This window comes from Saccharothrix sp. BKS2 (assembly GCF_047689505.1).
Taxonomy (GTDB): Bacteria; Actinomycetota; Actinomycetes; order Mycobacteriales; family Pseudonocardiaceae; genus Actinosynnema; species Actinosynnema lopnurensis.
This window is the reverse complement of sequence record NZ_JAUQOL010000001.1, coordinates 617,078-630,258: the sequence shown is the minus strand read 5'-3', so window position 1 is coordinate 630,258 and position 13,181 is coordinate 617,078. Positions and strand designations below refer to the sequence as shown.

General features: G+C 73.3%; 7 protein-coding genes. 3 read left to right on the top strand and 4 right to left on the bottom strand.

The window, feature by feature from the left end; all coding sequences use genetic code 11:
• Positions 1-2: 2 nt before the first annotated feature.
• Positions 3-875 (bottom strand): FAD binding domain-containing protein, encoded by an 873-nt coding sequence (locus Q5530_RS02260; protein WP_415360364.1) that lies wholly within the window; start codon positions 873-875, stop codon positions 3-5.
• 315 nt (positions 876-1,190) lie between these two features.
• On the opposite strand from Q5530_RS02260, the gene Q5530_RS02255 reads away from it, so the two are divergent.
• On the top strand, positions 1,191-2,801 hold the full coding sequence (locus Q5530_RS02255) for a PucR family transcriptional regulator (protein WP_415360362.1): 1,611 nt from the start codon (positions 1,191-1,193) through the stop codon (positions 2,799-2,801).
• Between the two features lie 110 nt (positions 2,802-2,911).
• On the opposite strand, the gene Q5530_RS02250 is transcribed toward Q5530_RS02255, so the two are convergent.
• Positions 2,912-4,324, bottom strand: a complete 1,413-nt coding sequence (locus tag Q5530_RS02250; protein ID WP_415360360.1) for a DUF1996 domain-containing protein — start codon at positions 4,322-4,324, stop codon at positions 2,912-2,914.
• A gap of 284 nt (positions 4,325-4,608) precedes the next feature.
• Here Q5530_RS02250 and Q5530_RS02245 point away from each other — a divergent pair, with 284 nt between their 5' ends.
• Positions 4,609-6,657: a tetratricopeptide repeat protein gene (locus Q5530_RS02245; RefSeq protein WP_415360359.1), complete on the top strand. Its 2,049-nt coding sequence runs from the start codon at positions 4,609-4,611 to the stop codon at positions 6,655-6,657.
• A gap of 151 nt (positions 6,658-6,808) precedes the next feature.
• On the opposite strand, the gene Q5530_RS02240 is transcribed toward Q5530_RS02245, so the two are convergent.
• Positions 6,809-8,026 (bottom strand): hypothetical protein, encoded by a 1,218-nt coding sequence (locus tag Q5530_RS02240; protein ID WP_415360358.1) that lies wholly within the window; start codon positions 8,024-8,026, stop codon positions 6,809-6,811.
• On the bottom strand, positions 8,023-9,309 hold the full coding sequence (locus Q5530_RS02235) for a nucleotide sugar dehydrogenase (RefSeq protein WP_415360356.1): 1,287 nt from the start codon (positions 9,307-9,309) through the stop codon (positions 8,023-8,025). The genes Q5530_RS02240 and Q5530_RS02235 overlap by 4 nt, the downstream gene beginning before the upstream one ends.
• Before the next feature lie 519 nt (positions 9,310-9,828).
• Here Q5530_RS02235 and Q5530_RS02230 point away from each other — a divergent pair.
• Positions 9,829-12,615: an ATP-binding protein gene (locus Q5530_RS02230; RefSeq protein ID WP_415360354.1), complete on the top strand. Its 2,787-nt coding sequence runs from the start codon at positions 9,829-9,831 to the stop codon at positions 12,613-12,615.
• The last annotated feature ends 566 nt before the right edge of the window (positions 12,616-13,181 follow it).

Genomic DNA, 13,181 nt, shown 5'->3' with positions numbered 1-13,181 from the left:
GGTCAGGCCGCCTTCCCGGAGTAGTCCTGCCAGGCCCAGCCCAGTGCGCGGCGGGCCAGCACGGACAGGGCGTGCTTGCGGTACGCGGCCGTGCCGCGGACGTCGTCGATGGGGCTCGCGGCCTCGGCCACCAGCTCGCCGAACCGCCGCTTCACCGAGTCGAGCAGCGGGCCCGGCGATTCCCACTGACCCGTGGAGGTGAGTTCACCGGACAGGAAGTCCTCGGCCGCCGACGCGCGGCGCGGTGTGGGCGCGGCCGAGCCGACGGCGGCGCCCACCGCACCCCGCGCCGGGTGCAGGGCCAGCGCGAACGAGCACACCGCGATGACCATGGCGTTCCGGGTGCCGACCTTGGCGAACTGCTGGGGTGCTCCCGTGACGGGCACGCGCACCGCGGTGATCAGCTCGTCGGGCTCCAGCGCGTTGCGCTTCACGCCCAGGTAGAACCCGGTGGCCGGGATGGTCCGGGTGCCGCGGGTCGAGGCGACCTCCACGGTCGCGCCGACGGCCAGCAGCACCGGGTGCGTGTCGCCGGCTGGCGAGGCCGCGCCGAGGTTGCCGCCGACCGTGCCCCGGTTGCGGATCTGCGGCGAGCCCACCGTGCGGGAGGCCATGGCCAGGCCGGGCAGCCGGTCGCCCAGCTCCTCGATGATCCGCGTGTACGGCACGCCCGCCCCGACGCGCACCGACCCGTCGGCCTGGTCCCACTCGCGCAGCTCGGCGATCCGGGTCAGGTCGAGCAGCGCGGTGGGCCTGCGGTGGTCGAAGTTGAGCTCGACCATCACGTCCGTGCCGCCCGCGATGGGCACGGCCTCCGGGCGCTGCGCCTTGAGGCTCAGCGCCTCGGCCAGGGTGGCGGGGCGAAGGAAGTCCATCGGCTACCTCGGCGGTCGGTGCGGTCGGTGTGGGGAGTGCGGTCGGAGGGGGTGGGGTTGGAGGGGGTGGGGTTGGAGGGGGTGGGGTTGGAGGGGGGTGGGCGGTCGGTGCGGGGCGTGTGGTCGGTGTGGGTCGGCGCGGGGTCTGCGGGTCAGTACACAGACCGGTGCGCATGATCGGCTACGGCGGCGGTGCATGAACAACAGGCTCCTACGGCGACGTGATTTGTGCTTTCCTACAAACACGGTAGGGCGACGGTGAATCGCGGAGATGTCCCCCGTGCAACGATCCGCCAGGCCGGGCGAGGAGGCGTGGTGCGGGTCCGGGACCTGGTGGGGATGCCCGAGCTGGGGTTGCGCCCGGTCGTCGGCGCCGAGCTGCTCGACCGGCCGGTGACCAGGCTCTACGGCACCGAGCTGCCGGACCCGGCGCGGTACCTGTCCGGCGGGGAGCTGGTGCTGTCCGGGCTCCTGTGGCACCGCGCGGACGGTGACTGCGAGCGGTTCGTCTCCTCGCTGGCCGGGGCCGGGGTCGCCGCGCTGGCGGCCAGCCCGCCCGAGGCCGGTGACCTGCCGGCGGCGCTCGTCGAGGCGTGCGAGCGGCACGGGGTGCCGCTGCTGGCGGTGCCGGTCGACCTGTCTTTCGCGACCATCACCGAGCGGGTGGTGCTGGAGCTGGCGGCCGAGCGGGTCGGTGACGCGGGCGCGCAGCTGGGCCGGCACCGGCGGCTGCTGACCGTGGTCGCCGAGGGCGGTGGGCTGTCGGAGCTGGTCGAGGCCGGGGCGGCGGAACTGGGCACGCCCTGCTGGGTGCTCTCGTGCGCCGGGCACGTGGTCGCGGGTCCCGACCTGCCGGGGGCGGCCGTGCTGGTGCGTGAGTTCCTGGTGGCCGAACGGCTGCCGAGGGTCGTGCGCGGGGTGACGCTGCTGCCGGTGACCGCGCGCGGCGGCGGGCGGTTGACCGCGTGGATCCTGGTCGTCTCCGGGGACCGCGCCGACGACGAGGCCGCCGTCGAACTGGCCAGCCTGGTCGGGGTGGAGCGGGCGCGGGTGGTGCAGGGGCGGCGGATCGAGAACCGCGCCGCCGGGCCCCTGCTGCGGCAGGTGCTGGCTGGTGGCGACGCGGCGGCCCGGATCGCGGACGTCGGTTGGGACCCGGACGCGCAGCTGCGGGTCGTGGTGGCCTCGGCGTCGGACGGGCCGGTCGAGCTGGTCGCGGCGCTGTTGGAGGAGGCGCTGGCCGCGGTGACGGCCGGGTTCCTGCTGGCGACCGTCGAGGACGAGGTGTACGCGCTGGCGCCGTCCGGGCCGTGGGTGGAGCGGGTGAGGTCGGCGCTGCGGACCGCGGAACCGGGTCTGGGAAACACGCGGGTGCTGGTGGGCATCTCCTCCCCGGCGGGGCACGGCGGCTTGCGCGGCGCGGCCGAGGAGGCGTCCCACGCGCGGCGGCTGGCAGAGAGGCGGCTGGGGGAGAGGCGACGGGGGGAGAGGCGGCTAGGAGAGCAGCGGCTGGGGGAGGGAGGGCTGGAGGAGCAGCAGCTGGCAGAGCAGCAGCTGGCAGAGCAGCAGCTGGCAGAGCGGCGGCGGGGAGAGCGACGCTCGGGCCGGACGTGCGTGGTGGCGGGGGAGGAGATCGCGCTGCACCAGCTGCTGCTGGCCGGCGTGCCGGAGGACCTGCGCGGGTCGCTGCGCCGCCGGTTGCTGGGCCCGGTGCTGGACTACGACGCCGCGCACGGTTCGGACCTGGTCGGGACGCTGCGGGTGTTCCTCGACTGCTCGGGCTCCTGGACCGCGGCCGCCGCCCGGCTGCACGTCCACGTGAACACCCTGCGCTACCGCGTGGGGCGGGTCGAGGACCTGCTGGGCGCGGACCTGTCGAACTTCGCCGAACGCGTGGACCTCTACCTCGCGCTCCAGGCGGGGTAGAGGTCCACGCGGTGGGTCGGCGCGGTGCCGGGGAACCGGGTCTCGGAGGGAAATCCCGGGGAACGCGCGGACCGCTTACTCCGGGCGTTGGCTCACCGCCCGGCACCAGTTCACTCCCGGCACCGGCGACCGGTGTTCACGCACTGGACCAGCCGGTCCATGATCTCCCGCGACATGACGTTGGCGAAGTCGTCGTGGTCGGAGAACGGGTTGTGCTCCTCCTCGGGGAACGCGTCGACCGCGTACTGCCCCGCCACCTGCACGTCGCGCGGGATGTCGTAGGTCAGGCTGATCCGCAGCTGCGGCACCGCGGTGAACCCGTTCGGGCACTCGCCCCGCTCGTTCGCGTACACCATGTGGTCGCGGTGGTTGGCGCTGTCGGTGTTCTGCCCGTCCCAGCAGCCGGCGAAGTCGTGCACGCGCTTGACCTTGCTGCCATCCGGGCAGATCGGGTACTTGTTCATCAGCACGCGGTCCTCGAAACCGGTGCAGGTCCACGAGTTGCGCGCGTTGCGCGTGCCGTTGGTGGTCACCTTCGCGTCGCCGTAGAGCACCCGCAGGAACTGCGGCATCGCCTTGACCTTGCCGACCGGGCTGCCGCGGAAGGTGATGTCCACGACCTCCGGGCGCTGGATCTCGCCCTCGTTGCCGGGCAGTTCGTTCTCGTCGCTGCCGCTCTTGCCGTCGCCGTTCTCCGGCGCGTCGGGTTCGGCCTCCTTGGCGGCCTCGGCCACCTGCGCGTCGTTGGCGTCACCGTCCTTCACCGTGCACGGGGCCAGCCGCCTCAGGCCGCGCGGGCGCTGGCCGAACCGGTCGATCACGTCGGCGATGCGCTCGATGGTGGCGGTCCGCTTGTCCCGCAACGGCCGCAGCACGCTGTTGTTGACGAAGTTCGGGTCGTCGACGTTCGCGGCGCCCTTGAGCTTGGCGTTCGCCTCGGCGACCTGGTCCTTGAGCGCCCGCAGCTGGCGGTCCACCTCGCCCCGCGCGCGCTGCGGGACGTCGCGCAGCTTGCGCTTCACGTCCGGGCACTCGACCTCGGCGTTGTTCGGCTCGCCGGGCTCCTCGTCCTCGCCCTCGCGGTCGATCCGCACCACCGGCCAGAAGTACGTGGACTTGTCGCCGTTCTTGCAGGTCGTGTCGGCGGCGAGCAGGCTCTCGTCGGTCGAGTCGGCGTCGGTGGAGACGTTGCCCACGTAGTCGTGCAGGTGCTGGGCGCCGTTGCGGACGCCCGGCTGGGCGATGAAGTTGTCCGGGTTGAAGTGGCCGTTCTCGTTGCGCCCGCAGTCGACCGTGAACGTGCCGGTGCTCGCCCCGCGCCGCGGCCGGGGCGCGTTGACGTTGCGCTGCTGCGTGGTGATGTCGACGAACAGGGAGATGTCGGCCCCGTCCGCCTGGGCGGTGCCCTGGTCGCCGGTGGTGCTGATCGCGACGGCCAGGCCGATCGTCAGCGCCAGCCCGGTAACGCCGGCGGTCAGCTTCGTGCGCCGGGAGAAGCGGTGCCGCCCCTGGTTTCGCGTCATGGATGTGTCACCTCGTCGTAGGTACGCGCATGTGCAACCGAACAACCGAACAACCCCGACCGCCGGTGGGCGGCGGACACAGGGGCATACGTGCGGTCTCGACGCCGCGACCTACCTGTTACCTTTTCGTTATCAAATGCCCACCCCTAACTTGCGCCCGGCGGCCAACCGGACGCAAGAGTCCACCCGGTGGCCCCCCGACGGGAGATGCCATTTCTGTGACACTCGAATCACGGGGAGTGCACGGGAGGACACGCGTGATTCGTCGGGGTGGGGAGAACGTGGTGTCCGGGACGGCGCACGGGCCCGTGGTGCAGGCGGACAGCATCGGTGACGTGCACTTCCACGCCTCGCGCGGCGAACCGCTGATCCCCTACCAGCTCCCTCCCGCACCCCGGCTCTTCACCAGCAGGCGCCGCGAGCTGGCGGCGCTGGACGGCTGGCTCGCCACCGAGGAGGCGCCGGTCGTGGTGGTCAGCGGTCCCGGCGGGGTGGGGAAGACCTCCCTGGCGTCGCGCTGGCTGCACGCCAACCGGTCGCGCTTCCCCGACGGCCAGCTGTACGTCGACCTCGCCGCGCACCCCGCGGACGGCCCCGCCACGCCCGAGGCGGTGCTGGAGTGGTTCCTCGTGGCGCTGGGCGTGCCCGCCGCGGAGGTCCCACCGGGGCTGGCCCGCAGGCAGGCGGCCTTCCGCAGCGCCACCGCCGACCGCGCCGTCGCGCTGATGCTGGACAACGCCGTGTCCGCCGCCCAGGTCCGCCCGCTGCTCCCCACCTCGGCCCGCAGCGCGGTCGTGGTGACGAGCAGGTGGCGGCTGGGCGGCCTGGCGGTCGACGGGGCCAGGTTCGTGGAGGTGGAGTCGTTCGACGAGTCCGCGTCGCTGGAGCTCCTGGCGCGCGCGGTGGGACCGCGGGTCACCTCCGAGCCCGACGCGGCCCGGGAGCTGGCGCGCCTGTGCGCGGGCCTGCCCATCGCGCTGTCGGTGATCGGCGCGCGCCTCTCCACGCGCCCCAAGCGCTCGCTGTCCAAGGAGGTCGGCTCGCTGCGCGCGGAACGCCTGGCCACCCTCACCCTGGGCGAGGTGTCCGTCGAGGCGGTGCTCGACCTGTCCTACTCGGACCTGCCGCCCGACCACGCCCGCGTCTACCGGCTGTGCGCCGTGCACCCCGGCGCGTTCTTCGGCGTCGAGGCCGCCGCCGCGGCCGCCGGTGAGCCGGCTCCCCTGGTCGAGCCCGTGCTGGAGCACCTGGTGGAGAAGAACCTCCTGACCGAGGTCGGCGACGAGCGGTTCCGCTTCCACGACCTGCTGAAGCTGCACGCCCGCCACCACGCCGACCGGGCGTCGCCCGCCGAGCGCGACGCCGCGCTCCGCCGCGTCGTCGAGTGGTACCTGGACCGCCTGGTCGACGCGGACCTCGCCCTGCGGCCGACCCGGCACCGGGTGGGGCCCCGGTACCGGGACCGGCGCTCGCCGTTCCGGGAGCGGCAGGACGCGTTGGCGTGGCTGGAACGCGAGCGCTCCAACCTCCGCGAGGCGTGCCGCGCCGCCGCCGCGCTCGACCTGGACGACGTCGTCTGGCAGTTCTGCGAGGCGATGTGGGGCTTCTTCCTGCACGCCCGACACTACGACGACTGGTTCGCGGTGCACGAACTGGGCGTGCCGGCCGCGGTCCGCAGCGGTCATCGCGCGGCCGAGGCGAAGCTGCGCGCGCAGCTCGCGTACACCTACGGCGTGCTGCGCAGGTTCCCGGAGGCCGAGCGCGAGGGCGCCCGCGCGCTGGACATCGCCGAGGTCGACGGCGACCGCCAGGGCGTAGCGGTGGCGCTGACCGAACTCGGCGGCGTGGCCCAGGGCACCGGCGACCTGGAGCGCGCGCTGGACCACCTGACCCGGGCGCGGGAGATCCGCCGGCACATCGGCCCGCCGCGGGCCGAGGCGCTGTGCGCCCGGCGGGTCGGCGAGGTGCTGGCCCAACTGGGCCGGGACGACGAGGCCTTGGCCGAACTGCACGCGGCGGCCGAGGCGATGGGGCGGTTCGGCGACCACACCGGCCGGGCGAGGTGCCTGATGTCCGCGGGCGCGGTCGAGGCGCGCCGGGGCGAGGTCGCGGTGGCCGAGGCGCGCCTGTCCACCGCGCTGGACCTGCTCCGCCGGGCCGGCTCGCCCCACTACGAGGCCGAGGCGCTGGTGTTGTCGGGGGAGGTCGCCGAGGCCCGCGGCGACCTCCCCGCGGCACGCGAGCGCTACGCCGAGGCGCGGCGCCTGTTCGCCCACGTGGGGAACCCCAGGGCCGCCGCGATCGGCGCCGAGCTCGCGCGGCTCGACCCGTGAGGGAACCCGACCACCAGGTCGGCCAGCCCCAGGGCGTCCGGTCGGGCACGACCGAGCTCGCCGATCACGACCTGGTCGGGACGGCGGCCCGGGGTGGCGACGACCAGCCGGTGCAGACCGGGACCCAGGCCGTCCACCACCAGCCACACCATCACGTCGGGTCCGGTCGCAGCGGCACCGGGGCGGGCACCGCCTCGACGCGGGCCGGGCCGGTCGGCTCGGGCAGGTCCAGCAGCCGGTACATGGTCCGGCGCAGCTCGACCGCCGCCGCGCCGGGACGCGACGACACCAGACCGGCCAGGTGGGACGCGCCGCTCCCCGGCACGGCCGCGGGCAGCTGCGGCAGCAGCGGCCGGGTGGGGTCGACCCGGGGGCAGCACCGGCGGACCGCGTCGGCCAGGCTGCCGCGGCGGACGTTGCCGTCCGGGAACGACGCCAGCGCCACCGGCGTCCCGATCGCGGCGGCGTACTGGGTCGTGGAACCGTGGTCGCCCAGCACGTGGTCGCTCGCGACGACGGTGGCCCGCCAGCCCTCCTCCGGCGGGATCACCAGCAGCCCCGCCTCGATGCACTCGTGCAGCCAGGCCCGCACCTGCCACCGCCCGTGCACGGCCCACGCGTTCGGGTGCAGCACCAGCGCCACCCGGTACCGCTCGGCGGGCAGCTCGTCCAGCAACGCCCGGCACAGCGAGGGCCGGCTGCCGAAGGCCGAGTCCGGTGCCCAGGTCGAGCTCACCGTCACCAGCCGCCCGTCCTCGGGAACGCCCAGCGCCTCGCGGTAGCGGGACCGCAGGGGCGCGCTCGCCACCATGCGGTCCAGGCACGGGTCGCCCACGACGACCGCCGTGTGCAGCGCCTCCGGGCAGGACGTCCGCAGCGCCGCCACCTCGTCCTCGTGGCTGAGCCCGATCGCGGCGGGCAGCACCCTGCCCCGCCGCGTGAGCGACTCCCGGCTCAGCCCGGTGTGCGGCAGGGCGCCGGGGCCCGCGTGCCTGCTGTACCTGCGCGACGCGAGGTTGCCCGCGCCGTGCGGCAGCAGCAGCAGCGGGCCGCGCACCTGGTCGATGTCGTTGTAGCCGGCCGCCAGCACGAGGTCGAAGTCGAGCTGCGTGGCCTGGTCCCAGGGCACCACGAGTCCGCCCCGTGCGCGCACCTGGTCCTCGGTGCCGTGCCACCGCTGCCCGGTGTCGGTGACCGAGAAGACCACCTGGACCCTCGGGTCGTCGCGCAGCAGGGGCACCACGTCCGAGAGCAACCGCGTGCCCGCCGCCGGGTGCGGGACCACCACCAGCACGGTCCGGCACCCGGCCACCGTGACCCGCCGGTCGGCGTCGGGCCCGACCGGACCCCTGATCCACCGGGCGCTCACGCCGCCACCCCGACGTACTCGACGACCCGGCGCGGCTCCCCGGTCGTGCAGTCGAACACCGGCAGGCCCCGGAGCGGCAGGTCGTCGTAGTGGCGGTGGGGCGTCATCAGGACCGCGAGGTCGAAGGCGCGGTGGTCGAAGGCGCGGTCGTCGAGGTCCGTCCGGCGCAGCCGGGTCCCGTCGGACAGCACCAGTTCCGGCACGTGGGGGTCGTGGTACTCGGCCGACGCCTCGCGGCGCAGCTCCTCCAGCACCGCCACGGCGGCCGACTGCCGCACGTTGGGCGTGTCGGCCTTGTAGGTCACCCCGAGCACCAGCACCCGGCAGTTCCGCAACGGCTTCGCCAGCACGCGCTCGGCCGTGTCGCGCAGCAGGTGGACCGTGCGCGCCGGCATCGCGTCGTTGATCGCCAGTGCCGCGTCGACCAGCGGGCTCAGCAGGCCGCGCCGGCGCGCCGCGGTGGACAGGAACCTCGCGGACACCGGCACGCAGTCACCGCCCGCACCCGCGCTGGGTTGGTGCCCGAGGAAGCCGAACGGCTTGGTGCCCGCGGCCCGGAGCACCTCCGCCACGTCGACCCCGTACGCCCGGCACACCGAGGCGAACTCGTTGACCAGGGAGATGTTGACCAGCCGGAACGTGTTCTCGAACAGCTTGGCCAGTTCCGCGGCGCGGGTGCTCGTCACCTGCACCACGTCGTGCGCCATCGAGGAGAGGAACTGGGCCGCGCGGTGGGCGCACCGCGCGGTGTGCCCACCGACCACCCGCGGGATGGTGGCCAGCGGGTGCGCCCGGTTGCCGGGGTCGATCCGCATCGGCGCGCACGCCACGTGGAACGCGGAGCCGGCCCGCAGCCCGGAGACCTCCTCCAACACCGGCACCAGGGCGTGCGCGACCGTGCCGGGAGGGCACGTGCTCTGCACGAGCACCAGGTCTCCCCGGCGCAGCACGGCGGCCACCGCCCGCAGCGCCTGGGCCAGGGGCCGCAGGTCCACGCCGCCGCGCTGATCCGGCGGAGTGGGCAGGCACAGCACGTGGACGTCGCCCGCCGGCACGCCGGAGGCGACGTCGCGCACCACCAACCGCCCGCTCGCCAGCGCGTCGCCGAGCGCGGTCTCCGACACCGTGCCCAACCCGGAACCCGGCTGCGCGTCGAGCACCTCGGCGATCCGCCGCGCGCAGCTGTCCAGGCCGACGACCCGCATCCCGGCGGCGGCCGCCGCCACCGCGGTCGGCAGCCCGGTGAACCCGAGGCCGACCACCACCACATCCGGAGAAGCCATCGAAACCTCCACCGCGGCCCGCCGGGTCCGTCCCGCCGGGCGACTGGTGCCAGCGTGCCGGTGGCCGATGTCGAATCCGGTTCAGCGGACGGACGGATAGGCGAAAGGCTAGCTCAGCGCGGTGAGCGTGATCATGTGGGCGAATGGAGTTGCACGTGCACCGGCATGTGCGTCCGGCGAACTTTCAGCAGCCTTTCAGCTCACATTCCGGTACGTCGCAGCCGGTTGGTCCAGTTGGACTACGGATTGTCACATAGAGGTATCGGAACGTGACGAACCGCTGGCTCGGGCAGGTGCGTACCGGCACACTCCGATGTGAATCATTGCTTCCAGCGAGGGGTGGCGCTGGTGAACTTGGATTTCAAGATCCTTGGGCGCACGCAGCTGCGCACGGTCGGGGGTTTCACTCATGAATGGGGCAGGCCCAAAGAGCGGGCAGTCCTCGCGGTACTGCTGCTCAACGTCGGCAGGGCGGTTCCGGTCCGCACTTTGGCGGAATGGGTTTGGCGACCGGACAGAATGCCGCGCGATCCGGCGGCCACTTTGTCCACATATTCCACTCGAATACGCGGGGCGCTGAAGCGGTGCGGTTCGGCGGCCACGCTGGAGACGGGGGAGGGCTCCTACCGGCTGGCCGCCGATCCGGCGACGGTCGACCTCCACGTCTTCCAGCGGACCGTCGACGGCGCGCGCCGGCTGGGCAGGACGGGCCAGCAGGCCCGCGCTTGCGAACTCGTGGAGCAGGCCCTGCGGCTCTGGGACGAGCCCCTGGCGGACCTGGACACCGAGCGCGCGGAGAACTGGCGCCGCGTGGCCGTCCGGGACGAGTGGTTGCAGGCCAGCACGGCGCTGATCTACGGCCGGTACAAGCTGGGCGAGTACGAGGAGATGCTGCGGCTGGTCAAGGCCGTCCAGGTCGAGCACGACACCGACGTGCTGCTGGCCAAGCGCCGCCTCCAGGCCCTCTACGCGCTGGAGCGCGTCGAGGACGCGGTCCAGTACTACCTCGACTACTACCACCGCGTCCAACCCGACTACCCCGAGCGCGCGGACGAACTCCGCCGCTCCCACGACGTGCTGCTCAACCGCCAGGCGCGGCCGGTGGCGCCGTCCTCCGCCGAGCCGGTCGTGCCGCCCCGGAACCTGCCCTACGACGTGGACGGGTTCACCGGCCACGACGACCTGCTGGCCGAGCTGGACGGCCTCGTGGCGGGTGGGCGCCGGTTGATCGCGCTCGACGGCCAACCGGGGGTCGGCAAGACCGCGCTCGCCGTGCACTGGGCGCACCGGGTGCGCGGGCGGTTCCCGCACGGGTTCTGGTTCGTCAACCTGCACGGCTTCGGCGACGCGCCCGCGCTGACCGAGGAGGAGGTGGTGACCGACCTGCTCGACGCGGTGGGGGTCGCCCCGGCCGACCGCCTGCCCACCGCCCGTGCGCGGCGGGCCAAGCTCCACGACGTCCTGGCGACCCGCAAGATGCTGGTGATCTTCGACAACGCGGCCGACGCGAGCCACGTCGAAGGGCTCCTGCCGCTGCTGGCCGGGTCGGTCGTGGTGGTGACCAGCCGGGGGCGGTTGAGCGACCTCAGCCTGAGGTACGGGGCGCGGTGCTTCACCGTGCCGCCGCTGGAACCCGACGTGGCGCGGCGGTGGCTGCGGGACCGCTGGGGCTCGCGCGCGGACGCCGAACCGGAGGCGGTGGACCGCCTCGCCCGGATGGCGGGCGGCATACCGCTGGCCCTCGGGCTCGTCGGCGAGTACGTGGCCGCGCAGCGCGGGAAGCCGCTCGGCGACTTCGTGGCCCGGCTGCGGGAGCGCGGCGCGATCCTGGACCTGAGCACGAGCGGACCGTCGTCCACCGTGTCGTTGCGGGCGGTCATCGACTGCTCGTACCTCGTGCTGACCCCGCGGGTGCGCCGCCTGTTCCGCCTGCTGGGGCTATACCCCGGGGTGGCCTTCCAGCTGGGGGTCGCCGCGGCCCTGGCCGGTCTGCCCGCGGACGAGGTGCGGCCGCTGCTGGAGGTGCTGGTGTGGGCCCGGCTCCTCGAACCGCGGGAGGGCGACCGGTACGCCTTCCACGACCTGCTGCGCGACTACGCGGCCGAACGCGCGGTCGCCGAGGAGGGCGGGGAGGGGCGGCGGCACGCCCTGGTCCGGATGCTCGACTGGTTCCTGCACACCGGCAACGACGTCGACCGGAGGCTCTTCCCGCAGCGCGAGGCCGTGCCGCTGCTGGAGTTGTCCGAGGGGGTGCTGCCCCAGCGGTTCTCCAGCGACGAGGAGGCGATGGACTGGTGCGCGCGGGAGCGCGCGGAACTGCTGTCGGTGATCGACTTCGCCGCGTCGAACGGATTCGGTGAATACGCCTGGCGCATGCAGAACGTCGTCGGCGAGGTCATGATGAGGCTGGGGTTCAAGGACGAGTTGCTGCGCGGGCTGGGGACGGCCCTGCGGGCGGCGCGCGTGGTCGGTGATCGTTCGGCGGAGGCGAGCGCCCTGTGCAACCTCGGCCTGATCCACACCCGTTTCCACGAGTACCCGAAAGCGGACGACTGCTACCGGCGGGCGATGGAAATCGTCCGGGAAATCGACCACACCCTCGGCGCGATCACCGTCCTGCGCAACGCCGGCGAACTCCGCGCGTTGACCGGGGACGTCCCCGGCGGGCTGGAACTGCTCGACCAGGCCCTGGGCATCGCCCGCCGCGTGGGCGACCCGGACGGTGAAGCCGGTGTGCTGCAACGCATCGGCGACGCGATGCTGCTGGGCGGGCGCCTGCACGAGGCGATAGTCCAGTTGCACCTGGCCCGCTCCGTCCGGGACCGCCTGGGGGACGAGGCCGGCGCCGGGACGGCACTGGCCTCGTTGGCGGCCGCCTACTACGCCTCCGGCGACCACATGGGCGCCCTCGGCCACGCCCACCAGGCGATGTCCACCCTGAGCAGGACCAGGAGGCTGGCGCAGGAGGGGCAGGCGGCCACCACCGCGGCGGCGGTGCTGCGCGACCTCGGCGAGTGGGAGCGGGCGCAGTTCTACGCCGAACGCGCGGTCGACCTCTGCCGGGACGCGCACGACTCGCTGCGCCAGGCGGCCGCGCAGGACGTGCTCGCCCAGATCCACTGGAGCGAGGGGCGGCGCGGGGAAGCGCGCCTCTGCTGGGAATTGTCCCACGGTCTCTACGCCGGCTTGGGCGACCGGAGGGCGGACGGCGTCCTGGCCCGGTTGACCGAGTGGTCGGAGCCCGACGTCCCTGCCGGGAGGAACTCCGAGGGCGCCAACAATCCATCATCCGTTCGTGGGGTTTAGTACACTCGATTGGGTGGTCTTATTAAGACCATAGGGGCGCAATAAGTCCCTGACATGGTCGTATCACCGAGTGTGATGCGGGGGTCAGCCCAAGGTGACTACCTCGGTATACGCGGTGTCGGTCCGGGGTGCGATGATCCGCCCCCGTGAAGATCGAGCGCCCCCAGGGGCCAACGAAGAGGAGGGTGTACCGAGTCCTCGCCGGTACGACCCTCGTGGTGACGGCGGTGGCCGGGCCCGTAGGTCCGGCCACCGCGTCGGCCGAGCCGACAGGTGTCGGGTCCACTCTTGTCCAGTGCGACCTGAACACCTCGTCGATGTGGTGGGACTAGCGATCCAGGTGAACGCTCACGCGAGTGAGCGGTGATCAACCCCACCACTGTTGCCCGGCTCTCGAAGAGGGCCGGGCACATTTATGGTTACCTTCAGCATGGTCGGTGTCGACGGTTCCGACAAGTCGGTACGAGCTTTTGTGGCACAGTTGACCCTATCGGGCGGTGAATTCCCTCCAGGCTAGAATAGTGTGACGCCCACTTGTTGCCCATATCCGGTCGGAACGGTCGTCG

Excerpts from the sequence above, each read along its gene's own strand:
- Q5530_RS02235 (WP_415360356.1), bottom strand. The coding sequence starts at position 9,309 with ATGGCTTCTCCGGATGTGGTGGTGGTCGGCCTCGGGTTCACCGGGCTG.
- Q5530_RS02230 (WP_415360354.1), top strand. The coding sequence starts at position 9,829 with ATGCCGCGCGATCCGGCGGCCACTTTGTCCACATATTCCACTCGAATA.
- Q5530_RS02250 (WP_415360360.1), bottom strand. The coding sequence starts at position 4,324 with ATGACGCGAAACCAGGGGCGGCACCGCTTCTCCCGGCGCACGAAGCTG.
- Q5530_RS02260 (WP_415360364.1), bottom strand. The coding sequence starts at position 875 with ATGGACTTCCTTCGCCCCGCCACCCTGGCCGAGGCGCTGAGCCTCAAG.